This window comes from Flavobacterium sp. (assembly GCF_044341265.1).
In the GTDB taxonomy this organism is placed as follows: domain Bacteria; phylum Bacteroidota; class Bacteroidia; order Flavobacteriales; family Flavobacteriaceae; genus Flavobacterium.
Map to the genome: position 1 here is coordinate 40,559 of NZ_JBIISA010000022.1, position 21,795 is coordinate 62,353.

Below are 21,795 nucleotides of genomic sequence, written 5' to 3' on the forward strand. Positions count from 1 at the left end.
GAGTTTAAAAGGTAGCTTTCAAACTAATATGAACAATAGAATTAGAAAGTTTTATGGCTTGTTCGTTGGTGCTTCCGTTGGCGTAAATCAAATTGAAAAGTCCGTTTTTTGTCAATAATCCAAATCCGAAACCGAGTCCAAGAAGATTGCCTGTTGAATCAGTTGTTTTATCTTGAAAATAACCATAATCAATTATAGAATGCACATAAATATTTGGCGAAAGTATATAGCGATACTCAGTCAAAATAGAGGAGAAGATGTTACCTTGTAAACTATTCTCATTAAAGCCTCGAATCGAATTGATACCGCCAAAACGATGCAATTCATTAATAATATAGTCATCACTTTGCAGATAGAAATTTTGAGTTTTTAAATTGACCACATTTTTATTGTTGAGATACAAATTATGTTTCAAATTCAAACTTCCAAAAAACTGTGAATTACTTTGAAATTTGGACTCGCGTTTTCCTGTTCCAATTTTTAAACTATAATTACTTTTTTCAGGAAACAGAAAATCATCTTGTTTAAAATCTACAAACTCAAAAGTAGACGTAATAAATTGGTTTTCAAAGTCACTTATAGTAGAAGTGTTTACATTATTAATATCACTTGATTCAGCCGATTGATAACCTAAATACAATCTAGTATTATAATTAAAATAATAACCTAAATCGATGGATGTCTGTGTATTTTGAAAGGTACTGTCTTGCTTGAAAATATTCAGTTGTGCTTTCAATCCAATCGGGCTTTTGAAAATATAAGGAAGTTCTAAACCAAGGTTAAACGTTTTTTGATCTTCGCCATTGCTTTTCCAATACAAAGCTATTTTTTCACCTGAATTTAAAATGTTATTCAAAGTCAAATCCAAATAACCATTAAAAATAACTTTAGAATTTTCATCGTTAGAAAAACCAATAAAACCATCAAAGTTATTCGCTTTTGCTTTTTCCAAATAAACATAAACTTTTGTGGAATCTTTGGTAAACAAAATCTCAGGATATTTAGTTTGCTTTACAAATCGATATTGCTCAATGTCTTTGTAAAGTTTTTCCAAATTCTGCTGATTGAAAACTCTTTTTCTATAAAGTCGTTTCAAATTTTTCTTGTGACCTTCCGGAAATTTGTCATAACCATTAATAACAATATCATTCAATTGACGCTTTTGTTCCGTTTTTACATTCAAGTCAGCCGTAACAAGACCGTTTTTATTTTTAATATTCAGTAATTTCACTTTAGCCATCGAAAAACCTTTTGTTTCTAATTGTTTCAAAGTCGAATTCAAAAAGGCTTCACTTTCAACAAAAGGCAATTTCAAAGTGTCATTTTCAACTTCATAAATGCCCCAATTTTTAACTGTATAATCTTTACCTATATATATATGTATAAAATTAGTTTTTTCACCTATATTATATAGGTATAAAAAAGTGCTGTCATTTTCCTTTTTACTTTCAATCATTTCATGCTCTAAAAAACCAACCTTCAACAACTTTTCAGAAAATAATTTAGTTTCATCAACAACACCTTTTGCATTACTAAAGGATTTAGAATAACCTACAGAATCGATAACTTTAGTTTGCTTATCATTTTTACCAATAATTTTCAAATGCATATTTTGCCCAACGCTATTTAGGGAAAATAGAAATATGAAAATTAAAATTAGTTGTTTCATTAAAGCTGAATTTAGTTCAGTTTCTAGGAGCGAATGGCTTGGGTTTTATTTGTAATCCTTATTCCTGCTGCCTTTCCAAATCTTTTTTTGCAAAAAAGGATTTTCCCTTGCATCAGGGCTATAAAGCCAGCTATTCTAATATTTGTTGCCGTTGTAAAAATAACGTAAAAATTGTGAGTTTAATATATTTTTTCAGTCCTTAAGAAATGTTGTTGAAAATTAATGAATTATGATTTTTTTTATTAAAAATAATTACTACATTTGCAACCCCTAAAAAGTGGGGAATTAATAAATAAAAGAAAAATTAGTATTTAATTATGCCAACAATTCAACAATTAGTAAGAACAGGAAGAACTCAAATCACTAAGAAGAGTAAATCGGTTGCTTTAGATTCTTGTCCTCAAAGAAGAGGTGTTTGTACGCGTGTTTACACTACTACTCCAAAAAAACCAAACTCTGCAATGCGTAAAGTTGCGCGTGTACGTTTGACTAATGGAAATGAAGTGAATGCTTACATCCCAGGAGAAGGACACAATTTACAAGAGCACTCGATAGTATTAGTGAGAGGCGGAAGAGTAAAAGATTTACCAGGAGTTAGATACCACATCGTTCGTGGTGCGCTTGATACCTCAGGTGTAGCAGGAAGAACGCAACGTAGATCTAAGTATGGTGCAAAACGTCCAAAAGAGGCGAAAAAGTAATTTTTAAAACTCAAAAAGAAAAGACATGAGAAAAAGAGCAGCAAAGAAAAGACCTCTTTTACCAGATCCAAGGTTTAATGACCAATTGGTAACACGTTTTGTAAACAACTTAATGTGGGATGGTAAAAAATCTACAGCTTTTAAAGTATTTTATGATGCAATTGACATCGTAGAAGCAAAGAAAAACAATGATGAAAAATCAGCATTAGAAGTATGGAAAGATGCTTTAACTAACGTTATGCCTCACGTAGAAGTACGTAGTCGTAGAGTTGGTGGAGCTACATTTCAAATTCCAATGCAAATCAGACCAGATAGAAAAATTTCTATGGCAATGAAGTGGATGCTTCTTTATGCTCGTAGAAGAAATGAGAAATCTATGGCTCAAAAACTAGCTTCTGAAATTTTAGCTGCTGCTAAAGAAGAAGGTGCTGCTGTTAAAAAGAGAATGGATACTCACAAAATGGCTGAAGCAAACAAAGCATTCTCACACTTTAGATTTTAATACATACAGAAATGGCTAGAGATTTAAAATTCACGAGAAATATTGGTATTGCAGCTCACATTGATGCTGGTAAAACAACAACAACTGAGCGTATATTATTTTACACTGGTAAATCGCATAAAATTGGTGAGGTGCACGATGGTGCTGCAACAATGGACTGGATGGCACAAGAGCAAGAAAGAGGTATTACAATTACTTCTGCTGCTACAACTTGTGAGTGGAATTTTCCAACAGAACAAGGAAAAGTATTACCAGAATCACAACCTTATCACTTCAATATTATTGATACTCCTGGACACGTTGACTTTACTGTAGAGGTAAACCGTTCTTTACGTGTACTTGATGGTTTAGTTTTCTTGTTTTCTGCTGTTGATGGTGTTGAGCCACAATCAGAAACTAACTGGAGACTTGCTGATCAATATAGAGTTCCACGTATGGGATTTGTTAATAAAATGGACCGTCAAGGGTCTAACTTTTTGGCAGTTTGTCAACAAGTAAGAGATATGCTAAAATCAAATGCAGTTGCAATTACTTTACCAATTGGTGAAGAAAATGATTTTAGAGGTGTAGTTGATTTAGTAAAAAATCAAGCAATTGTATGGCATGATGCAACTCAAGGTGCAACTTTTGATATAATTGATATACCAGCTGATATGGTTGCTGAAGTTAAGGAATATAGAGATATTCTTATTGAAGCAGTTGCTGATTATGATGAAAATCTGCTTGATAAATATATGGAAGATCCAGATTCTATCACAGAAGAAGAAATAAATAATGCTTTACGTGCAGCTACTATGGACATGGCTATCATTCCTATGATTGCAGGTTCTTCTTTCAAAAACAAAGGAGTTCAGTTCATGTTAGATGCGGTTTGTAAATATTTACCATCTCCTTTAGATAAAGAAGGTATTCAAGGTATTCACCCTGATGATGCTGATTTATTAGAAGAAGATCAAACTAAAATCTTACGTCGTCCTGATGTAAAAGAGCCGTTCGCTGCTCTTGCATTCAAAATTGCTACTGACCCTTATGTTGGTCGTTTAGCTTTCTTCCGTGCTTATTCAGGTCGTTTAGATGCAGGTTCTTATATCTTAAACACTCGTTCTGGAAACAAAGAAAGAATTTCTCGTATCTACCAAATGCATGCTAACAAACAAAACCCAATCGATTACATCGAGGCTGGTGATATTGGTGCAGCAGTTGGATTTAAAGATATTAAGACTGGAGATACAATGTGTGATGAAAAACACCCAATTATTCTTGAGTCAATGAAATTCCCTGCACCGGTAATTGGTATCGCTATTGAACCAAAAACCAAAGCAGACGTTGATAAAATGGGTATGGCTTTAGCTAAATTAGCTGAAGAGGATCCAACGTTTACTGTAAGAACAGATGAAGCTTCAGGTCAAACTATTATCTCTGGTATGGGTGAGTTACACTTAGACATTCTTGTAGATCGTATGAAACGTGAATTCAAAGTTGAAGTTAACCAAGGTGAACCTCAAGTAGAATATAAAGAAGCTTTCACAAAATCTGCTCAACACAGAGAGACTTATAAAAAACAATCTGGAGGTCGTGGTAAATTTGGAGATATCGTATTTAGACTTGAGCCTGCAGATGAAGTTGATGGAAAAGTGCCTGTAGGGTTACAATTCGTTAACGAAGTTAAAGGTGGAAACGTTCCTAAAGAATATATTCCTTCTGTAGAGAAAGGTTTTAGAGAAGCAATGAAAACTGGTCCATTAGCTGGATATCAAGTAGATAGTTTAAAAGTAACCTTATTGGATGGATCTTTCCACCCAGTAGATTCTGATGCACTTTCTTTTGAATTAGCAGCTAAAATGGGATACAAAGAAGTAGCTAAAGCTGCAGGAGCTGTTATCCTTGAGCCAATTATGAAAATGGAAGTAATTACTCCAGAAGAAAACATGGGTGATATCGTTGGTGATATTAACCGTCGTAGAGGTCAAGTAAATGATATGGGTGACAGAAATGGAGCTAAAACTATCAAAGCTAATGTGCCTTTATCAGAAATGTTTGGATATGTTACAACATTAAGAACATTATCTTCAGGTAGAGCAACTTCTACAATGGAATTTTCACATTATGAACAAACTCCTTCTAATATTTCAGAAGAAGTTATCAAAAAAGCAAAAGGTAACGCTTAATTTTTAACAAGATGAGTCAAAAAATTAGAATAAAATTAAAATCTTACGATCACATGTTGGTTGATAAATCAGCTGAGAAAATCGTAAAAACTGTGAAAAGCACAGGTGCTGTTGTAACAGGTCCAATTCCGTTACCAACTCACAAAAAAATATTTACTGTATTACGTTCTCCTCACGTTAATAAAAAATCGAGAGAGCAGTTTGAAGTAATGTCATACAAAAGATTATTAGATATTTACTCTTCATCTTCAAAAACTATTGATGCTCTAATGAAATTAGAGTTACCAAGTGGTGTTGAAGTAGAAATTAAAGTTTAATCTGAGTAAGATTTGAAAAATAAAACCGCTAAAGTAGCACTTACTTAGCGGTTTTTTTAAACTTTAAAATAATATTTGGTGGTTGCAATATTAGTTGTATATTTGCACCCTCAAAAGAGGCGGTATGTATCGTTCTCAAAATTAATTAATTAATAAATTGTTTAATATGTCTGGGTTAATTGGAAGAAAAATCGGCATGACTAGCATTTTCGATGAAAACGGGAAGAACATTCCTTGTACAGTAATCGAAGCTGGACCTTGTGTCGTTACCCAAGTCAGAACCAATGAGGTTGACGGGTATGAAGCTCTTCAACTTGGTTTCGATGACAAAACAGAAAAACATGCTACTAAAGCTGACTTAGGTCACTTTAAAAAAGCTGGTACTTCTGCTAAAAAGAAAGTCGTTGAATTCCAAGGGTTTGAAGGTGAGTTTAAGTTAGGTGACAATGTCACTGTTGAGGTATTCAGCGAAGGAGAATTTGTTGATGTACAGGGTGTTTCTAAAGGTAAAGGTTTTCAAGGTGTTGTAAAACGTCACGGTTTTGGTGGTGTTGGACAAGCTACACATGGTCAACATAACCGTTTAAGAGCGCCAGGTTCTGTAGGAGCATCTTCTTATCCATCACGTGTATTCAAAGGAATGCGTATGGCTGGAAGAATGGGTGGTGAAAATGTAAAAGTACAAAATCTTAGAGTTTTGAAAGTAGTTGCTGAAAAGAATCTACTTGTTGTTAAAGGAGCTATTCCTGGATGCAAAAACTCTTATGTAATCATTCAGAAGTAATGGAAGTAAAAGTATTAGACATCAACGGAAAAGAAACTGGAAGAAAAGTTCAACTTTCTGATTCAGTTTTCGCAATTGAGCCAAATAATCACGCAGTATATCTTGATGTAAAGCAATATCTTGCTAATCAAAGACAAGGAACGCACAAAGCTAAAGAAAGAGCTGAAGTTGCAGGTTCTACTCGTAAGATTAAAAAGCAAAAAGGTACTGGTACAGCTCGTGCAGGTAGTAAAAAATCTCCAGTTTTTAAAGGAGGAGGAACTATCTTCGGACCTAGACCAAGAAGTTATTCTTTTAAATTGAATAAAAGTTTGAAAAGATTGGCAAGAAAATCTGCCTTCTCTTTGAAAGCTAAAGAATCAAATTTAATCGTAGTAGAAGATTTTAATTTTGAAACTCCAAATACTAAAAAATTCATTAGTGTTTTGAAAGCCTTAGGGTTAGAAAATAAAAAATCTCTAATAGTGTTGGGTGATTCAAATAAAAATGTATATTTGTCGTCACGCAATTTAAAAGCATCTAGCGTTGTAACTAACTCTGAGTTAAGTACTTATGCTATTTTAAATGCTAATAATTTAGTTCTTTTAGAGGGTTCTTTAGAAGGAATTGAAGAAAATTTAAGTAAATAACAAGCCATGAGTATCATAGTTAAACCTATTATTACAGAAAAAATCACCAAAGATGGTGAGGTTTTCAATCGTTTTGGTTTCGTTGTAGATAAAAAAGCTAATAAAGTACAAATTAAGAAAGCTGTTGAAGCTACTTATGGAGTATCAGTTGTTAGTGTTAATACAATGAATGTTAGACCAGATAGAACTACTAAATACACTAAAAGTGGTTTGATAAGTGGAAAGTCAAATGCTTATAAAAAAGCAATTGTTCAAGTACAAGAAGGAGAAACAATAGATTTTTACAACAATATCTAATAAATTAAGATGTCAGTAAGAAAATTAAAACCTATTACCCCGGGTCAGCGATTTAGAGTTGTTAATGGTTTTGACGCCATTACAACTGATAAGCCGGAGAGATCTTTGATCGCACCGATAAAAAACTCAGGAGGTAGAAATAGTCAAGGAAAAATGACCATGCGTTATACAGGCGGTGGTCACAAACAAAGATATCGTATCATTGATTTCAAAAGAACTAAAGTTGGAATTCCAGCTACAGTGAAATCAATTGAGTATGATCCAAACAGAACTGCTTTTATCGCATTATTATGGTATGCTGATGGAGAGAAAACGTATATCGTTGCTCAAAACGGTTTACAAGTAGGACAAACTGTTGTATCTGGTGAAGGTGCAGCTCCTGAAATTGGAAATACTTTACCATTAAGTAAAATTCCTCTAGGAACAGTGATTTCATGTATTGAATTACGTCCTGGTCAAGGTGCTACAATCGCTAGAAGTGCAGGTACTTTTGCTCAATTAATGGCAAGAGATGGTAAATACGCTACAATTAAAATGCCATCAGGTGAAACAAGATTAATCTTGTTAACTTGTTCAGCTACAATTGGAGCAGTATCTAATTCTGATCATCAATTAATTGTATCTGGTAAAGCAGGTAGAACAAGATGGTTAGGAAGAAGACCAAGAACAAGGCCGGTAGCTATGAACCCTGTCGATCACCCAATGGGTGGTGGTGAAGGACGTTCATCTGGAGGTCACCCACGTTCTAGAAAAGGTCTTCCTGCTAAAGGTTATAGAACTCGTTCTAAAGTTAACCCGAGTAATAAGTATATTGTTGAACGCAGAAAGAAATAATTAGATAGACATGGCACGTTCATTAAAAAAAGGACCTTTTGTACACTATAAATTAGATAAAAAAGTTCAAGAAAATATCGAAAAAGGAAACAAAGGTGTTGTTAAGACTTGGTCTAGAGCATCAATGATTACTCCAGATTTCGTAGGACAAACTATCGCAGTACACAATGGTCGTCAATTTGTTCCAGTTTATGTAACTGAGAACATGGTAGGTCACAAATTAGGAGAGTTTTCACCAACAAGATCATTTAGAGGTCATGCTGGAGCAAAAAATAAAGGTAAAAAATAAGAAGCAATGGGAGTTCGTAAAAGAGAATCAGCAGACGCAAGAAAAGAGGCTAATAAGTCTATAGCTTTTGCTAAATTAAATAACTGCCCTACTTCACCTAGAAAAATGCGCTTAGTAGCAGACTTGGTAAGAGGTCAGAAAGTGGAAAGAGCTTTAAATGTATTAAGATTTAGCTCAAAAGAAGCTTCACGCAAATTAGAAAAACTATTATTATCTGCAATCAATAACTGGGAGCAAAAAAATAGTGAAGGTAATGTAGCTGAAGCAGGCTTATTTGTAAAGGAAATCCGTGTTGACGGTGGAATGATGTTGAAAAGACTTCGTCCAGCACCACAAGGAAGAGCACACAGAATTAGAAAACGTTCTAATCACGTTACAATCGTATTAGGACAATTAGATAACACACAAAGCAATTAATTAAGATGGGACAAAAGACAAATCCAATAGGAAACAGACTTGGTATCATCAGAGGATGGGATTCAAACTGGTATGGTGGAAATGATTACGGTGATAAAATCGCTGAAGATTATAAAATCAGAAAGTATATTCATGCTCGTTTATCAAAAGCTAGTGTATCAAAAGTAATCATCGAGAGAACTTTGAAACTTGTAACCGTTACTATCACTACTGCTAGACCTGGTATCATTATCGGAAAAGGTGGACAAGAGGTAGACAAGTTGAAAGAAGAACTTAAGAAAATTACTGACAAAGAAGTTCAAATTAACATCTTTGAAATTAAAAGACCTGAGTTAGATGCTTATTTAGTTGCAACAAGTATTGCTCGTCAAATCGAAAGTCGTATTTCATACAGAAGAGCTATTAAAATGGCCATCGCAGCAGCAATGCGTATGAATGCAGAAGGTATTAAAGTTTTGATTTCAGGTCGTTTGAATGGTGCTGAAATGGCACGTTCAGAAGGTTTTAAAGAAGGAAGAATTCCTTTGTCAACTTTCAGAGCTGATATTGATTACGCACTTGGTGAAGCTCATACTACTTATGGTAGAATGGGAATCAAAGTATGGATCATGAAAGGTGAGGTTTACGGAAAACGTGATTTATCTCCACTAGTTGGAATGGATAAAAAGCAAGCTTCTGGTGGAAAAGGTGGAGACTCTCCAAGAGGAGATAGAAAACCATTCAACAAAGGTGGTAAACCAGATGCACGTAAAAGAAAGTAATTTTTTAAATTAAAGAAAAATGTTACAGCCTAAAAGAACAAAATACCGTAAGGTACAAAAAGGTAGAATGAAAGGTGTTTCTCAAAGAGGACACATGCTTTCAAGTGGAATGTTTGGAATTAAATCTGTACATGAAAAAGGTGTATTTTTAACTTCACGTCAAATAGAAGCTGCGCGTATTGCTGCAACTCGTTTTATGAAAAGAGAAGGACAACTTTGGATTAATGTATTCCCAGACAAACCTATAACAAAGAAACCTCTTGAGGTACGTATGGGTAAAGGTAAAGGTGCCGTAGAATATTGGGCTGCCGTTGTTAAACCCGGAAAAATTATGTTTGAAGTTGGAGGAGTACCTTTAGCAGTTGCAAAAGAGGCATTACGTCTTGCAGCTCAAAAGCTTCCAGTTAAAACTAAGTTTGTTGTTGCTAGAGATTTCGAAGCATAATATATATAAAATTATGAAACAATCAGAAATTATTAGTCTGTCTACAGCTGAGTTACAAGTTAAACTTAGTGAAGTAAAAAAAACATACGCTGAATTAAAAACCGCTCACGCTATTTCACCAATTCAAAACCCACTTCAAATTAGAACAATGAGAAGAGCGGTAGCAAGATTGGCAACTGAATTAAGCAAAAGAGAATTGTAATCTGCTGAACGATGGAAGATAAAAGAAATTTAAGAAAAGAAAGAATTGGTGTGGTTACTAGCAACAAAATGGAGAAATCTATAGTTGTTTCTGAAACAAGAAGAGTAAAGCATCCAATGTATGGTAAGTTCGTGTTAAAAACTAAAAAATATGTTGCACACGACGAAACAAATGACTGTAACATTGGGGATACAGTAAAGATCATGGAAACAAGACCTTTATCTAAGTTGAAATGTTGGAGATTAGTTGAAATCATTGAAAGAGCGAAATAGTTATGGTACAACAGGAATCTAGATTAAAAGTAGCAGATAACACAGGAGCAAAAGAAGTTTTGACTATCCGTGTTTTAGGAGGAACGAAACGTCGTTATGCCTCTGTTGGAGATAAAATTGTAGTGTCTATTAAAGATGCAACACCAAACGGAAACGTTAAAAAAGGTGCTGTTTCTACTGCAGTTGTTGTACGTACCAAAAAAGAAGTGAGAAGAGCTGATGGATCTTATATCAGATTTGACGATAACGCATGTGTATTGTTAAATGCTGCTGGTGAAATGAGAGGAACTCGTGTTTTTGGTCCGGTTGCCAGAGAACTTCGTGAAAAACAATTCATGAAAATTGTATCATTAGCACCTGAAGTGCTTTAATTCGATTAATGATGACAAAGTTAAAAATAAAATCAGGTGACGTAGTAAGAGTTATTGCTGGAGACCATAAAGGTACTGAAGGTAAAGTTCTTAAAGTTGACCGTGAGAAAAATAAAGCGATTGTTGAAGGTGCTAACATGGTTTCGAAACATACTAAACCAAGTGCAAAAAACCCTCAAGGAGGAATCGTTAAGAAAGAAGCTCCTATTCATATTTCTAATTTGTCTTTAATAGATCCAAAATCTAAAGAAGCTACAAAAACAGGAACAAGAGTAGAAGGAGATAAGAAAGTGAGATTTTCTAAAAAATCAAATCAAGTATTATAGTTATGGCATATATCCCTAGACTAAAAGAAGAGTATAAGAGCAGAGTAATTGCAGCTCTTAAAGAAGAGTTCGGTTATAAAAACGTAATGCAAGTTCCTAAACTTGAAAAAATCGTTATTAGCCGTGGAGTTGGTGCAGCTGTATCAGATAAAAAGTTAGTTGACTACGCAGTAGATGAATTAACTAAAATTACTGGTCAAAAAGCGTTAGCTACAATTTCCAAAAAAGACGTAGCGTCATTCAAATTAAGAAAAGGAATGCCTATTGGTGCTAAAGTTACTTTACGTGGAGAAAAAATGTATGAGTTTTTAGATAGACTTATTACTTCAGCTTTACCACGTGTAAGAGATTTTAGTGGAATCAAAGCTACTGGATTTGACGGAAGAGGTAATTATAATCTTGGTGTTTTGGAACAAATCATTTTCCCAGAAATTGATATTGATAAAGTAAACAAAATTTCAGGTATGGATATTACTTTTGTAACTTCAGCAGCAACTGATAAAGAAGCAAAATCATTATTAGCAGAATTAGGTTTACCTTTTAAAAAGAATTAAGACATGGCTAAAGAATCAATGAAAGCCCGCGAGGTTAAGAGAGAAAAAACGGTAGCTAAGTATGCTGAAAAGAGAAAAGCTTTATTAGAAGCTGGAGACTATGAAGGTTTACAAAAATTACCTAAAAATGCTTCACCAGTTCGTTTACACAATCGTTGTAAATTAACAGGTAGACCAAGAGGTTATATGCGTCAATTCGGTCTTTCACGTGTAACATTCCGTGAAATGGCAAACCAAGGATTAATTCCAGGTGTTAAAAAAGCTAGTTGGTAAATTAGTTTATTTCAGCAGATAATTGTACATTTGCCGGATTTTTGCCGGTAACGTGCAATTATCTGCTTTAAAAATTGAGTTTAATGGCTTCAGGTTCAACAGAATAGTTCTTTTGAAAACCGTAGCCGAATTTTAATAAATATGTATACAGATCCGATTGCAGATTATCTTACGAGAGTCAGAAATGCTGTTAGAGCTAACCACAAAGTGGTTGAGATTCCAGCTTCTAATCTTAAAAAAGAAATCACAAAGATTTTATTCGATCAAGGATATATCTTAAGTTACAAATTTGAGGATTCAACCGTTCAAGGTTCTATCAAAATTGCTTTGAAGTATGATAAAGATACTAAAGAGCCTGTAATTAAAGACATCCAAAGAATTAGTAAACCAGGTTTACGTAAGTACGCAGGTGCTTCAAAATTACCAAGAATCTTAAATGGTTTGGGTATTGCTATTGTTTCTACATCAAAAGGTTTGATGACTGGAAAACAAGCTAAGCAATTGAATGTTGGTGGAGAAGTAATTTGTTACGTATACTAATTTAAAGCTAAGCGACAATGTCAAGAATAGGAAAAAATCCAATTGTAGTTCCAGCTGGTGTAACTGTAGAAGTTACAGAAGGATTGGTTACAGTAAAAGGAAAATTAGGACAACTAACTCAGGAGTTTTCGGACGTTACTGTAAAGTTAGAAGAAGGTCAAGTAATTGTGGAAAGATCATCTGACCACAAAGATCATAGAGCTAAACATGGTTTATACAGATCATTAATCAATAATATGATTGTTGGAGTATCAACTGGTTTTACTAAAGAATTAGAGCTTGTGGGTGTGGGATACAGAGCTTCAAATCAAGGACAAAAACTTGATTTAGCTTTAGGTTTTTCTCACAATATCATTTTAGAAGTTGCTAAAGAAGTTACTTTAGAAACTATTTCTGAAAAAGGTAAAAACCCTATCGTAAAACTTACATCTTATGATAAACAACTTTTAGGTGCTATTACTGCGAAAATTAGAAATTTCCGTAGACCAGAACCATACAAAGGAAAAGGTATCAAGTTTGTAGGTGAAGTATTAAGAAGAAAAGCAGGTAAATCAGCTTAAAAATAAAGGTTATGTCATTAACAAAATCTGAAAGAAGACAGAGAATCCAGTATAGAATAAGAAAGATTGTTAGCGGTACTGCTGCTAGACCAAGACTTTCTGTATTCAGAAGTAATAAAGAAATCTACGCACAGCTAATTGACGATGTAAATGGTGTTACTTTATTAGCTGCTTCATCTAGAGATAAAGGAGCGGATATTAAAGGTACTAACGTAGAAGTTGCAACAGCGGTTGGAAAACTTGTTGCTGAAAAAGCGTTAAAAGCCGGTATAGATTCAGTAACATTCGATAGAGGAGGTTATTTATATCACGGTCGTATTAAATCATTAGCAGAAGGCGCTAGAGCCGCTGGACTTAAATTCTAATATATTATGTCTAAATACAAAAATGTAGAATTAGTAAAACCTAGTGGTCTTGAATTAAAAGATCGTTTGGTAAGTGTAAATCGTGTTACCAAAGTAACAAAAGGTGGTAGAGCTTTTGGGTTCTCAGCAATTGTTGTTGTAGGTGATGAAAATGGTGTTGTTGGTCATGGATTAGGAAAATCTAAAGACGTTTCTGAAGCAATTGCGAAAGCAGTAGAAGATGCAAAGAAAAATTTAGTTAGAATTCCTTTAAGTGGTCAATCTGTACCTCACGAACAAAAAGGTAAATTTGGTGGAGCTCGTGTGTTCTTAATGCCTGCATCTCATGGTACAGGAGTTATTGCTGGTGGTGCTGTTCGTTCAGTACTTGAATCAGTTGGAATTCACGACGTATTATCAAAATCTCAAGGTTCTTCAAATCCACATAACGTGGTGAAAGCAACTTTTGATGCATTACTACAAATGAGAAGCGCTTATACTGTTGCAAAACAAAGAGGAGTTTCTTTAGAGAAAGTTTTTAAAGGTTAATTCAAGGAAATTATGGCTAAATTATTAGTAAAACAAGTTAGAAGCAAAATCAACTGTCCACTTACTCAAAAGAGAGGTTTAGAAGCTTTAGGTCTTCGTAAAATGGGACAGGTTGTTGAGCATGATTCAAATCCAACAATCCTTGGAATGATAAATAAAGTTAAACACTTAGTTTCCGTTGAGGAAGTTAAATAACAATTATAGTTATGAATTTAAGTAACTTACAACCTGCTGAAGGTTCTACACACAATCAAAATAAAAGAGTTGGTAGAGGAGAAGGTTCTGGTAAAGGTGGTACTTCTGCAAGAGGTCACAAAGGAGCAAAATCTCGTTCAGGATATTCTAAAAAGATTGGTTTTGAAGGAGGTCAAATGCCACTTCAAAGACGTGTGCCTAAGTTTGGTTTCAAGAACATTAACAGAATTGAGCATCAAGGTGTAAATCTTGACACTCTTCAAGCTTTAGTTGATAACGGAATCGTTACTGATACTGTAGATTTTACAGTTTTAGTCGAAAACCGTTTAGCTACCAAAACCGAATTAGTTAAAATTTTAGGTAGAGGTGAATTAAAAGCAAAATTAAAAGTAACTGCTCACAAATTTACTGCTACTGCAAAAGCTGCTATCGAAGCTGCTGGTGGTGAAGCAGTAACATTATAATATTCTGACCTTATGAAGAATTTTATTGAATCGTTTAAGAATGTTTGGAAAATAGAAGAGTTGAGAAACAGAATCTTGTTTACTTTAGGTTTACTTTTAGTATATAGATTTGGTGCTCATGTAACTCTTCCTGGTATCGATGCTACACAGCTTTCTGGACTTGCAGGGCAAACAGATAAAGGGATTGGATCAATTCTTGATATGTTTACCGGTGGAGCATTTTCAAAAGCATCTGTTTTTGCATTAGGTATTATGCCTTACATTTCTGCTTCAATTGTTGTTCAGTTAATGGGTATAGCAATTCCTTATTTGCAAAAATTACAAAAGGATGGTGAAAGTGGTAGAAAGAAATTAAACCAAATTACACGTTGGTTAACTATTGGTATCACATTACTTCAAGGTCCAGGTTATATTTATAACTTGTACAGAACCATTCCTAGTAGCGCATTTTTGTTAGGATTTGATTCATTTTCTTTCTTATTTTCTTCAGTTTTGATTTTAACAACAGGTACAATTTTTGCTATGTGGTTAGGAGAAAAAATTACTGATAAAGGTATAGGAAATGGTATATCTCTATTAATTATGGTCGGTATTTTAGCAAGATTACCTCAAGCTCTTATACAAGAGTTTCAATCAAGAGTTACCAACAATAATGGTGGTTTAATGATTCTTGTTATTGAAATTATTGTTTGGATGTTGGTAATTATTGCTTGTGTACTTTTAGTTATGGCAATTAGAAAGATACCTGTTCAATATGCTAGAAGAACAACTTCTGGTGATTTTGAACAAGATATGATGGGTGGTAATAGACAATGGATTCCATTAAAATTAAATTCAGCTGGTGTTATGCCAATCATTTTTGCTCAAGCAATTATGTTTATCCCTGCTGCTTTAGCTGGTCTTTCACAGTCTGAAACATCTCAATCTATTGCAGGTGCTTTTAGCAACATGTTTGGATTATGGTATAATTTAGTATTTGCTCTATTAATCATTATCTTTACATTCTTTTACACGGCGATTACGGTTCCAACAAATAAAATGGCAGACGATTTAAAGAGAAGTGGTGGTTTTATACCAGGTATTAAACCAGGTGTTGAAACAGCAGATTTTCTTGATAAAATTATGTCATTGGTAACTTTTCCAGGTTCGTTATTCTTAGCTTTAATAGCTGTGTTCCCAGCAATTGTAGTTAGTTTAGATGTACAACAATCATGGGCTATGTTCTATGGTGGAACTTCTTTAATCATTATGGTTGGAGTTGCAATCGATACTATTCAACAAATAAACACTTATTTATTGAATAAGCATTATGATGGTTTGATGAAAAGTGGTAAAAATAGAAAAGCAGTAGCTTAATTTTTATGGCAAAACAATCAGCAATAGAACAAGACGGATCAATAATTGAAGCATTATCAAATGCTATGTTCCGTGTAGAATTAGAAAACGGACATATCGTTATCGCACACATTTCAGGAAAAATGCGTATGCATTACATCAAGTTGTTACCTGGTGACAAAGTGAAACTTGAAATGAGTCCTTACGATTTGTCTAAAGCAAGAATCACTTACAGATACTAAAGTTATTAAAAATGAAAGTAAGAACATCAGTAAAAAAGAGAAGCGCAGAATGTAAAATTGTGCGTAGAAAAGGAAGATTATACGTTATTAACAAAAAGAATCCTAGATTTAAACAAAGACAAGGATAATTATGGCAAGAATAGCAGGGGTAGATATACCTAAAAATAAAAGAGGTGTTATAGCACTTACCTATATCTTCGGAGTAGGAAAAAGTAGAGCTATTGAGATTTTAGAAAAAGCTCAAGTTAGCCAAGATACTAAAGTTCAAGATTGGAATGATGATCAAATCGGAGCAATTCGTGATGCTGTATCATACTACAAAATTGAAGGTGAACTTCGTTCAGAGACTTCATTAAACATCAAACGTTTAATGGATATCGGATGTTATAGAGGAATTCGTCACAGATCTGGTCTTCCATTAAGAGGACAAAGAACTAAAAACAATTCTAGAACAAGAAAAGGTAAGAGAAAAACTGTTGCTAACAAGAAAAAAGCAACTAAATAGTAAGTAATATGGCTAAAGCAAGTACAAAAAAACGTAAAGTTATTATTGAATCTTCAGGAGAAGCTCATATTAATGCAACTTTTAACAACATCATCATTTCGTTAACTAACAAAAAAGGTGAAGTTATTTCTTGGTCTTCTGCTGGTAAAATGGGCTTTAGAGGTTCTAAAAAGAACACTCCTTATGCTGCTCAAATGGCAGCTGAAGATTGTAGTAAAGTAGCATTAGAAGCAGGACTTAAAAAAGTAAAAGTTTATGTTAAAGGTCCAGGTAACGGAAGAGAATCTGCTATCAGATCAATACATAATAGTGGAGTAGAAGTAACAGAAATCATTGATGTTACTCCAATGCCTCACAATGGATGTCGTCCTCCAAAAAGACGTAGAGTATAATTTTATACTGAAATTTCAGTATCTAATATATAATTAAGTATAACAAGAGAAAGAACAAAGATTATCGAAGGATTTATTGACCTGAATTCATAATCTCTATCTCAAAACAATTTTAAAATGGCAAGATATACTGGTCCAAGTACAAAAATTGCTCGTAAATTTGGCGAAGCAATCTTCGGAGCTGATAAAGCATTCGAAAAAAGAAATTATCCTCCTGGACAACACGGGATGGCTAAAAAAAGAGGTAAGAAATCTGAATATGCTGTCCAGTTAATGGAAAAGCAAAAAGCTAAATATTCTTACGGAATCTTAGAAAAACAATTTAGAAACTTATTCGAAAAAGCAGCAGCTTCTAAAGGTGTAACAGGTGAAATCCTTTTGCAATTATGTGAAGCTCGTTTAGACAATGTTGTTTTCAGAATGGGAATTGCTTCTTCTAGAAGAGCTGCAAGACAAATTGTTTCTCACCGTCATATTACAGTAAATGGTGAATTAGTAAACATACCTTCTTATCACTTGAAACCAGGTGACGTAGTTGCTGTTCGCGAAAAATCTAAATCTTTAGAGTCAATTGAACGTTCTTTATCAAACTCTAATCATGTTTACGAATGGATTACATGGAATAATGATACTAAATCTGGTACGTTCGTTACTGTTCCTGCTAGACTTCAAATTCCAGAAAACATTAAAGAACAGTTAATCGTAGAGTTGTACAACAAATAATAATTGACACTAGTCTAAATTATGGCAATATTTAATTTTCAAAAGCCCGATAAAGTTATCATGATCGATTCAACCGATTTTGAAGGTAAGTTTGAGTTCAGACCTTTAGAACCTGGTTACGGATTGACTGTTGGTAATGCACTTAGAAGAGTTTTACTTTCTGCTTTAGAAGGTTATGCTATTACATCTACAAGAATTGAAGGTGTAGAGCATGAGTTTTCTACAATTTCAGGAGTTGTTGAAGATGTTACAGAAATTATCCTTAGTCTTAAACAAGTACGTTTCAAACGTCAAATTGAAGATATCGATAACGAATCAGTAACTATATCTATAACTGGTAAAGAGCAAATTACAGCTGGTGATTTTCAAAAATTTATTTCTGGATTTCAAGTTTTAAACCCAGAATTAGTTATCTGTAACCTTGATCCAAAAGTTAATTTCAATATGGAATTAACAATTGAAAAAGGTAGAGGATACGTTCCTGCAGAAGAAAACAAAAAGCAAAATGCTGCAATTGGTACAATCTTTACAGATTCTATCTTTACACCAGTGAAAAACGTGAAATATGCTATTGAAAATTTCCGTGTTGAGCAAAAAACAGATTATGAAAAATTAGTTTTTGAAATCAAAACTGATGGTTCAATCAATCCAAAAGACGCTCTTACTGAAGCTGCAAAAGTATTAATTCACCACTTCATGTTATTCTCAGATGAGAGAATCACTCTTGAGGCAGACGAAATCGCTCAAACAGATTCATACGATGAGGAATCATTACACATGAGACAATTGCTTAAAACTAAGCTTGTTGATATGGATTTATCTGTAAGAGCATTAAATTGCTTAAAAGCAGCTGAAGTTGATACATTAGGAGACCTTGTCTCTTTTAACAAACACGACTTAATGAAGTTCCGTAACTTCGGTAAAAAATCTTTAACAGAATTAGATGAACTAGTTGCAGTTAAAAATTTAACTTTCGGAATGGATTTGTCAAAATATAAATTAGATAAAGACTAGTTTCTTTATTCAAATTAAATAGCATTTAAAATGAGACACGGAAAAAAGAACAATCACTTAAGCAGACAGACTGGACATAGAAAATCTATGTTAGCTAATATGGCTTGTTCATTAATTGAACACAAACGTATTAACACAACTGTTGCTAAAGCAAAAGCACTTAAACAATTCGTTGAGCCGCTTATAACAAAATCAAAAGAAGATACTACTCACAATCGTCGTATCGTTTTCGCTTACTTACGTAATAAATATGGTGTTACTGAACTTTTTAGAGAAGTAGCAGCTAAAGTTGGTGACCGTCCAGGTGGATACACACGTATCATCAAAGTTGGTAACCGTTTAGGTGATAACGCAGATATGGCAATGATTGAGTTAGTAGATTTCAATGAAATTTACAACGGTGGTAAAAAAGAAGAGAAAAAAGCTAAAAGCCGTCGTGGTGGAAAAGCTAAAAAATCTGAAACTCCAGCAGCTGAAACAAAAGCTCCTGAAGCTCCAGAAACTTCTTCTGAAGAAACTACTGAATCAGCAGAATAATGAATTCAATTTCATAAATATAAAGGATAAGCTTTCGAGTTTATCCTTTTTTTTATGTTTAAACAGAACTTGTTTAAGTTTTTGGAGCGAATGGCTCGGGAATTATCCGCAATCCTTTTTCCCGCTTTCCACAGTATCTTTATTGTTTTAAAGAAAAACAATAAAGGATACTTGTTACAATCAGGGCTAAATAGCCAACTATTAGAATGTTTATAAACTTTAATAAATCCACTTTAGAATTATAAAAGATTAACTTAAATTTGCAAAACAACAACTAACTACTTTTTACTAACTACATCAAATGAAATACACAACTCGTCCACAAGCCATTTTATTATTAGCCGATGGAACCATTTTTTATGGTAAATCAATCGGAATTTCTGGAACAACTTTCGGAGAAGTTTGTTTCAATACAGGAATGACAGGTTACCAAGAAATATTTACCGATCCATCTTATTTTGGTCAAATAATGGTGGCTACCAATCCACATATTGGAAACTATGGTGTCAATGCCAATGAAGTAGAATCTGAAAAAATAATGATATCTGGTCTTGTTTGTAAAAACTTCAGTTTTAATCATTCACGTCCCGATTCTGAAAGTAATTTATACGATTATTTTGAAAAACAAAATCTAATCTGTATTTCAGATGTAGACACAAGAGCGCTTGTAAGTTACATTCGCGATAATGGAGCACAAAATTCTGTGATTTCAACAGATGGAACTTCAATTGAAGAACTAAAAAAGCAACTAGCAAATGTTCCAGATATGAAAGGGTTGGAGCTTGCTTCAAAAGTTTCTACCAAAGAGCCTTACTTTTTTGGAAATGAAAACGCAACTTTCAAAATTTCTGCTTTAGATTTAGGAATCAAAAGAAACATCCTTAGAAACCTTGCAAAAAGAGATTGTTATATAAAAGTATTTCCATACAACACATCTTTTGATGAGTTAAAAGCATTTAATCCTGATGGATATTTCTTGTCAAATGGTCCTGGCGATCCAGAACCTCTTGAGCAAGTTCAAGAAACAGCTAAACAAATGATAGCATCAGATAAACCAGTATTCGGAATTTGTCTAGGTCACCAAATCATAGGTTTAGCAAACGGAATTTCTACTTACAAAATGTTTAACGGACACAGAGGAATCAATCATCCAGTTATGAATGTTCTTACTGGAAAAGGAGAGATTACTTCACAAAATCATGGTTTTGCTGTAAACAGAGAAGAACTGGAAAATCATCAAGGTTTAGAAATTACTCATTATCATATCAATGACAACACAGTTGCTGGTATGAAAATGAAATCTAAAAATTGCTTCTCAGTGCAATACCATCCTGAAGCAAGTCCTGGTCCTCACGATTCTTCTTATTTATTTGATGATTTTATTGCAAATATTAAACAAGATAAATTTCAAGAAGTATAGAAACATAAGGATGTAAGTAATTGCATCCTTATTTTTTTAATCATTAACTGTATAGCCTTCATAAATATCTGTAAATTTCACATTGTTTTTTAAGAATGTGCGATTTACAACGAGCCATTTATTATACATTATCTTTTTATTTTTCTGAATTACATCAAGAATATCAAACAAAGCATTTTTCTTTAAGTTATATGACTTAACTGCTACGTTGTATGCTTCAATAGATTCTTGAGATAAATTATTTGTTGTTTTTTTTAATTTTTGTAATGAAATAAATGCAGTTGAAAAATCATTAAATACAGGTATAATTTTCTTTTTTTGTGAATGAATGAAATAGGAGTAAGTTAAATTTTCATTATTCAAGGAAGTATCAACAAAAGTTGATTTATACAATGCGGTTTTTGAAATTACATCTAAATAAGCATTATCCAAAGCATTTATAGACTCTTTAAAATCATTGTCGTTAATATTAATTATTGAAGCATTTATTTTTTCATCAAGTACATTTATTTTAAAAAAAAGCACATTTTGATAGGCATTATACTCTAAAACATTTTCTCCTGTTAGACTTTTAATTTTAATATTATTCATTCTCCCAAACTCTTTCTTGCTTTTTTCAAATTGTCTTAGTTCTTCAAAATAACTTTTTAAAGCAACTTCTCTTTTACTTAAGGTTGTATTGATTTCTGAAACACTTAGTTGTGAAAGCAATACATAATCATTCATTATTAACGAACCATTGTTTAAACACTCAATGGTTTTTTCATTCATTTTAATAAAACTATCTCTTAGTAAAGTGTTTTTTTTAAATCCTTTGTCATTTTGTTTGATAATAGAATTTATATTTTTCAATTTTTCAATAATTTTTTTTGAAGTTGAAACCGATCTGCTTTCTAACTGATTCTCTATAATAGTATTTGAATACTCAATCAAAGATTTTTTTATGTAAAGTTCATTCTTTGCAAAATCATCAATATAGGCTTTTAAAGTTCTATATTCATTGGAATTCTCTTCTTGTGAATATGATATTGTAGAAGATATAAATAAAAGGAAAACATAAAGTAAATTTATTTTTTTGTCAATTGTTAAGATAGATTTTTTCATCATTCGCATATTTAATATTTAATGTAAAATTACTAGCAACTATCTTATTAAAAGTTACAG

At 33.1% G+C, this 21,795-nt stretch carries 35 protein-coding genes; 33 read left to right on the forward strand and 2 right to left on the reverse strand.

Annotation, left to right across the window (positions count from 1 at the left end; genetic code table 11):
* Positions 1-4 precede the first annotated feature (4 nt).
* On the reverse strand, positions 5-1,669 hold the full coding sequence (locus tag ACIQ06_RS11085) for a hypothetical protein (protein WP_396146343.1): 1,665 nt from the start codon (positions 1,667-1,669) through the stop codon (positions 5-7).
* Positions 1,670-1,986: 317 nt separating this feature from the next.
* Here ACIQ06_RS11085 and rpsL point away from each other — a divergent pair, with 317 nt between their 5' ends.
* From rpsL to carA, 33 genes are all read left to right on the forward strand, one after another.
* The gene (gene rpsL / locus ACIQ06_RS11090) at positions 1,987-2,370 is read left to right on the forward strand and encodes a 30S ribosomal protein S12 (protein ID WP_007136570.1); all 384 of its coding nucleotides are present in this window, start codon (positions 1,987-1,989) and stop codon (positions 2,368-2,370) included.
* Positions 2,371-2,395: 25 nt separating this feature from the next.
* The gene (gene rpsG / locus ACIQ06_RS11095) at positions 2,396-2,872 is read left to right on the forward strand and encodes a 30S ribosomal protein S7 (protein WP_344816880.1); all 477 of its coding nucleotides are present in this window, start codon (positions 2,396-2,398) and stop codon (positions 2,870-2,872) included.
* 11 nt (positions 2,873-2,883) lie between these two features.
* Positions 2,884-5,040, forward strand: coding sequence for an elongation factor G (gene fusA, locus ACIQ06_RS11100; protein WP_396146346.1), 2,157 nt, complete (start codon positions 2,884-2,886; stop codon positions 5,038-5,040).
* A gap of 11 nt (positions 5,041-5,051) precedes the next feature.
* On the forward strand, positions 5,052-5,357 hold the full coding sequence (rpsJ, locus tag ACIQ06_RS11105; protein WP_274782155.1) for a 30S ribosomal protein S10: 306 nt from the start codon (positions 5,052-5,054) through the stop codon (positions 5,355-5,357).
* Positions 5,358-5,523: 166 nt separating this feature from the next.
* Entirely contained in the window at positions 5,524-6,141 is a 618-nt protein-coding gene (gene rplC, locus ACIQ06_RS11110) for a 50S ribosomal protein L3 (RefSeq protein WP_344816879.1), read from the forward strand.
* On the forward strand, positions 6,141-6,770 hold the full coding sequence (gene rplD, locus ACIQ06_RS11115; RefSeq protein WP_396146367.1) for a 50S ribosomal protein L4: 630 nt from the start codon (positions 6,141-6,143) through the stop codon (positions 6,768-6,770). The genes rplC and rplD overlap by 1 nt, the downstream gene beginning before the upstream one ends.
* Before the next feature lie 6 nt (positions 6,771-6,776).
* Entirely contained in the window at positions 6,777-7,067 is a 291-nt protein-coding gene (rplW, locus tag ACIQ06_RS11120; protein WP_290835169.1) for a 50S ribosomal protein L23, read from the forward strand.
* Positions 7,068-7,076: 9 nt separating this feature from the next.
* Complete coding sequence (rplB, locus tag ACIQ06_RS11125) at positions 7,077-7,901, forward strand: 50S ribosomal protein L2 (protein ID WP_344816878.1); 825 nt, start codon at positions 7,077-7,079, stop codon at positions 7,899-7,901.
* A 10-nt stretch (positions 7,902-7,911) separates the two neighbouring features.
* On the forward strand, positions 7,912-8,190 hold the full coding sequence (gene rpsS, locus ACIQ06_RS11130; RefSeq protein WP_014085019.1) for a 30S ribosomal protein S19: 279 nt from the start codon (positions 7,912-7,914) through the stop codon (positions 8,188-8,190).
* Between the two features lie 6 nt (positions 8,191-8,196).
* On the forward strand, positions 8,197-8,607 hold the full coding sequence (gene rplV / locus ACIQ06_RS11135) for a 50S ribosomal protein L22 (RefSeq protein WP_298119769.1): 411 nt from the start codon (positions 8,197-8,199) through the stop codon (positions 8,605-8,607).
* Between the two features lie 5 nt (positions 8,608-8,612).
* Positions 8,613-9,368 carry a 30S ribosomal protein S3 gene (rpsC, locus tag ACIQ06_RS11140; protein ID WP_298119771.1) on the forward strand — a complete coding sequence of 252 codons (756 nt, stop codon included), beginning with the start codon at positions 8,613-8,615 and terminating at the stop codon, positions 9,366-9,368.
* 19 nt (positions 9,369-9,387) lie between these two features.
* Entirely contained in the window at positions 9,388-9,813 is a 426-nt protein-coding gene (gene rplP / locus ACIQ06_RS11145; protein WP_344816877.1) for a 50S ribosomal protein L16, read from the forward strand.
* Between the two features lie 13 nt (positions 9,814-9,826).
* Positions 9,827-10,015, forward strand: a complete 189-nt coding sequence (gene rpmC, locus ACIQ06_RS11150; protein WP_298119774.1) for a 50S ribosomal protein L29 — start codon at positions 9,827-9,829, stop codon at positions 10,013-10,015.
* 11 nt (positions 10,016-10,026) lie between these two features.
* Complete coding sequence (rpsQ, locus tag ACIQ06_RS11155; RefSeq protein ID WP_035125656.1) at positions 10,027-10,287, forward strand: 30S ribosomal protein S17; 261 nt, start codon at positions 10,027-10,029, stop codon at positions 10,285-10,287.
* A gap of 2 nt (positions 10,288-10,289) precedes the next feature.
* The gene (rplN, locus tag ACIQ06_RS11160) at positions 10,290-10,658 is read left to right on the forward strand and encodes a 50S ribosomal protein L14 (RefSeq protein WP_007803649.1); all 369 of its coding nucleotides are present in this window, start codon (positions 10,290-10,292) and stop codon (positions 10,656-10,658) included.
* Between the two features lie 11 nt (positions 10,659-10,669).
* Positions 10,670-10,984, forward strand: a complete 315-nt coding sequence (gene rplX / locus ACIQ06_RS11165) for a 50S ribosomal protein L24 (protein WP_298304742.1) — start codon at positions 10,670-10,672, stop codon at positions 10,982-10,984.
* Between the two features lie 2 nt (positions 10,985-10,986).
* Positions 10,987-11,538 carry a 50S ribosomal protein L5 gene (gene rplE / locus ACIQ06_RS11170; protein WP_298304734.1) on the forward strand — a complete coding sequence of 184 codons (552 nt, stop codon included), beginning with the start codon at positions 10,987-10,989 and terminating at the stop codon, positions 11,536-11,538.
* 3 nt (positions 11,539-11,541) lie between these two features.
* Entirely contained in the window at positions 11,542-11,811 is a 270-nt protein-coding gene (gene rpsN / locus ACIQ06_RS11175) for a 30S ribosomal protein S14 (RefSeq protein WP_035125659.1), read from the forward strand.
* 141 nt (positions 11,812-11,952) lie between these two features.
* A complete protein-coding gene (rpsH, locus tag ACIQ06_RS11180) occupies positions 11,953-12,351 on the forward strand; it encodes a 30S ribosomal protein S8 (protein ID WP_298304731.1) in 399 nt (132 codons plus the stop codon).
* Between the two features lie 17 nt (positions 12,352-12,368).
* On the forward strand, positions 12,369-12,911 hold the full coding sequence (gene rplF, locus ACIQ06_RS11185; protein WP_298304728.1) for a 50S ribosomal protein L6: 543 nt from the start codon (positions 12,369-12,371) through the stop codon (positions 12,909-12,911).
* Positions 12,912-12,922: 11 nt separating this feature from the next.
* Complete coding sequence (gene rplR, locus ACIQ06_RS11190; RefSeq protein WP_298304726.1) at positions 12,923-13,276, forward strand: 50S ribosomal protein L18; 354 nt, start codon at positions 12,923-12,925, stop codon at positions 13,274-13,276.
* A gap of 3 nt (positions 13,277-13,279) precedes the next feature.
* Positions 13,280-13,804, forward strand: coding sequence for a 30S ribosomal protein S5 (gene rpsE, locus ACIQ06_RS11195; protein WP_089046918.1), 525 nt, complete (start codon positions 13,280-13,282; stop codon positions 13,802-13,804).
* Positions 13,805-13,816: 12 nt separating this feature from the next.
* On the forward strand, positions 13,817-13,999 hold the full coding sequence (rpmD, locus tag ACIQ06_RS11200) for a 50S ribosomal protein L30 (RefSeq protein ID WP_298119790.1): 183 nt from the start codon (positions 13,817-13,819) through the stop codon (positions 13,997-13,999).
* Positions 14,000-14,010: 11 nt separating this feature from the next.
* Positions 14,011-14,463, forward strand: coding sequence for a 50S ribosomal protein L15 (gene rplO / locus ACIQ06_RS11205; RefSeq protein ID WP_344816874.1), 453 nt, complete (start codon positions 14,011-14,013; stop codon positions 14,461-14,463).
* A gap of 12 nt (positions 14,464-14,475) precedes the next feature.
* Complete coding sequence (gene secY, locus ACIQ06_RS11210) at positions 14,476-15,819, forward strand: preprotein translocase subunit SecY (RefSeq protein ID WP_298304721.1); 1,344 nt, start codon at positions 14,476-14,478, stop codon at positions 15,817-15,819.
* 5 nt (positions 15,820-15,824) lie between these two features.
* On the forward strand, positions 15,825-16,040 hold the full coding sequence (gene infA / locus ACIQ06_RS11215) for a translation initiation factor IF-1 (RefSeq protein ID WP_007136545.1): 216 nt from the start codon (positions 15,825-15,827) through the stop codon (positions 16,038-16,040).
* An 11-nt stretch (positions 16,041-16,051) separates the two neighbouring features.
* Complete coding sequence (gene ykgO / locus ACIQ06_RS11220; protein ID WP_081932050.1) at positions 16,052-16,168, forward strand: type B 50S ribosomal protein L36; 117 nt, start codon at positions 16,052-16,054, stop codon at positions 16,166-16,168.
* A 2-nt stretch (positions 16,169-16,170) separates the two neighbouring features.
* Positions 16,171-16,545, forward strand: coding sequence for a 30S ribosomal protein S13 (rpsM, locus tag ACIQ06_RS11225; RefSeq protein ID WP_344816872.1), 375 nt, complete (start codon positions 16,171-16,173; stop codon positions 16,543-16,545).
* Positions 16,546-16,553: 8 nt separating this feature from the next.
* The gene (gene rpsK, locus ACIQ06_RS11230; RefSeq protein ID WP_274782172.1) at positions 16,554-16,937 is read left to right on the forward strand and encodes a 30S ribosomal protein S11; all 384 of its coding nucleotides are present in this window, start codon (positions 16,554-16,556) and stop codon (positions 16,935-16,937) included.
* A 117-nt stretch (positions 16,938-17,054) separates the two neighbouring features.
* Entirely contained in the window at positions 17,055-17,660 is a 606-nt protein-coding gene (gene rpsD / locus ACIQ06_RS11235; protein ID WP_298395763.1) for a 30S ribosomal protein S4, read from the forward strand.
* 21 nt (positions 17,661-17,681) lie between these two features.
* On the forward strand, positions 17,682-18,674 hold the full coding sequence (locus ACIQ06_RS11240) for a DNA-directed RNA polymerase subunit alpha (protein WP_344816871.1): 993 nt from the start codon (positions 17,682-17,684) through the stop codon (positions 18,672-18,674).
* Positions 18,675-18,704: 30 nt separating this feature from the next.
* Positions 18,705-19,211: a 50S ribosomal protein L17 gene (gene rplQ, locus ACIQ06_RS11245; protein WP_344816870.1), complete on the forward strand. Its 507-nt coding sequence runs from the start codon at positions 18,705-18,707 to the stop codon at positions 19,209-19,211.
* Between the two features lie 301 nt (positions 19,212-19,512).
* Positions 19,513-20,631, forward strand: a complete 1,119-nt coding sequence (carA, locus tag ACIQ06_RS11250) for a glutamine-hydrolyzing carbamoyl-phosphate synthase small subunit (RefSeq protein WP_396146358.1) — start codon at positions 19,513-19,515, stop codon at positions 20,629-20,631.
* Between the two features lie 36 nt (positions 20,632-20,667).
* On the opposite strand, the gene ACIQ06_RS11255 is transcribed toward carA, so the two are convergent.
* On the reverse strand, positions 20,668-21,735 hold the full coding sequence (locus ACIQ06_RS11255; RefSeq protein WP_396146360.1) for a hypothetical protein: 1,068 nt from the start codon (positions 21,733-21,735) through the stop codon (positions 20,668-20,670).
* Between the last annotated feature and the right edge of the window lie 60 nt (positions 21,736-21,795).

Coding starts and splice junctions, on each gene's coding strand:
- rplF (WP_298304728.1), top strand. CDS start 12,369: ATGTCAAGAATAGGAAAAAATCCAATTGTAGTTCCAGCTGGTGTAACT.
- carA (WP_396146358.1), top strand. CDS start 19,513: ATGAAATACACAACTCGTCCACAAGCCATTTTATTATTAGCCGATGGA.
- rplW (WP_290835169.1), top strand. CDS start 6,777: ATGAGTATCATAGTTAAACCTATTATTACAGAAAAAATCACCAAAGAT.
- rplD (WP_396146367.1), top strand. CDS start 6,141: ATGGAAGTAAAAGTATTAGACATCAACGGAAAAGAAACTGGAAGAAAA.
- rpsD (WP_298395763.1), top strand. CDS start 17,055: ATGGCAAGATATACTGGTCCAAGTACAAAAATTGCTCGTAAATTTGGC.
- secY (WP_298304721.1), top strand. CDS start 14,476: ATGAAGAATTTTATTGAATCGTTTAAGAATGTTTGGAAAATAGAAGAG.
- rpsC (WP_298119771.1), top strand. CDS start 8,613: ATGGGACAAAAGACAAATCCAATAGGAAACAGACTTGGTATCATCAGA.
- rplX (WP_298304742.1), top strand. CDS start 10,670: ATGACAAAGTTAAAAATAAAATCAGGTGACGTAGTAAGAGTTATTGCT.
- rplP (WP_344816877.1), top strand. CDS start 9,388: ATGTTACAGCCTAAAAGAACAAAATACCGTAAGGTACAAAAAGGTAGA.
- rplE (WP_298304734.1), top strand. CDS start 10,987: ATGGCATATATCCCTAGACTAAAAGAAGAGTATAAGAGCAGAGTAATT.
- rplN (WP_007803649.1), top strand. CDS start 10,290: ATGGTACAACAGGAATCTAGATTAAAAGTAGCAGATAACACAGGAGCA.
- infA (WP_007136545.1), top strand. CDS start 15,825: ATGGCAAAACAATCAGCAATAGAACAAGACGGATCAATAATTGAAGCA.
- fusA (WP_396146346.1), top strand. CDS start 2,884: ATGGCTAGAGATTTAAAATTCACGAGAAATATTGGTATTGCAGCTCAC.
- rpsM (WP_344816872.1), top strand. CDS start 16,171: ATGGCAAGAATAGCAGGGGTAGATATACCTAAAAATAAAAGAGGTGTT.
- rpmC (WP_298119774.1), top strand. CDS start 9,827: ATGAAACAATCAGAAATTATTAGTCTGTCTACAGCTGAGTTACAAGTT.
- rpsQ (WP_035125656.1), top strand. CDS start 10,027: ATGGAAGATAAAAGAAATTTAAGAAAAGAAAGAATTGGTGTGGTTACT.
- rplO (WP_344816874.1), top strand. CDS start 14,011: ATGAATTTAAGTAACTTACAACCTGCTGAAGGTTCTACACACAATCAA.
- rpsN (WP_035125659.1), top strand. CDS start 11,542: ATGGCTAAAGAATCAATGAAAGCCCGCGAGGTTAAGAGAGAAAAAACG.
- ACIQ06_RS11085 (WP_396146343.1), bottom strand. CDS start 1,669: ATGAAACAACTAATTTTAATTTTCATATTTCTATTTTCCCTAAATAGC.
- ykgO (WP_081932050.1), top strand. CDS start 16,052: ATGAAAGTAAGAACATCAGTAAAAAAGAGAAGCGCAGAATGTAAAATT.
- ACIQ06_RS11240 (WP_344816871.1), top strand. CDS start 17,682: ATGGCAATATTTAATTTTCAAAAGCCCGATAAAGTTATCATGATCGAT.
- rplR (WP_298304726.1), top strand. CDS start 12,923: ATGTCATTAACAAAATCTGAAAGAAGACAGAGAATCCAGTATAGAATA.
- rpsJ (WP_274782155.1), top strand. CDS start 5,052: ATGAGTCAAAAAATTAGAATAAAATTAAAATCTTACGATCACATGTTG.
- rplC (WP_344816879.1), top strand. CDS start 5,524: ATGTCTGGGTTAATTGGAAGAAAAATCGGCATGACTAGCATTTTCGAT.
- rplQ (WP_344816870.1), top strand. CDS start 18,705: ATGAGACACGGAAAAAAGAACAATCACTTAAGCAGACAGACTGGACAT.
- ACIQ06_RS11255 (WP_396146360.1), bottom strand. CDS start 21,735: ATGAAAAAATCTATCTTAACAATTGACAAAAAAATAAATTTACTTTAT.
- rpsK (WP_274782172.1), top strand. CDS start 16,554: ATGGCTAAAGCAAGTACAAAAAAACGTAAAGTTATTATTGAATCTTCA.
- rpsH (WP_298304731.1), top strand. CDS start 11,953: ATGTATACAGATCCGATTGCAGATTATCTTACGAGAGTCAGAAATGCT.
- rplV (WP_298119769.1), top strand. CDS start 8,197: ATGGGAGTTCGTAAAAGAGAATCAGCAGACGCAAGAAAAGAGGCTAAT.
- rpsL (WP_007136570.1), top strand. CDS start 1,987: ATGCCAACAATTCAACAATTAGTAAGAACAGGAAGAACTCAAATCACT.
- rpsS (WP_014085019.1), top strand. CDS start 7,912: ATGGCACGTTCATTAAAAAAAGGACCTTTTGTACACTATAAATTAGAT.
- rpmD (WP_298119790.1), top strand. CDS start 13,817: ATGGCTAAATTATTAGTAAAACAAGTTAGAAGCAAAATCAACTGTCCA.
- rpsG (WP_344816880.1), top strand. CDS start 2,396: ATGAGAAAAAGAGCAGCAAAGAAAAGACCTCTTTTACCAGATCCAAGG.
- rplB (WP_344816878.1), top strand. CDS start 7,077: ATGTCAGTAAGAAAATTAAAACCTATTACCCCGGGTCAGCGATTTAGA.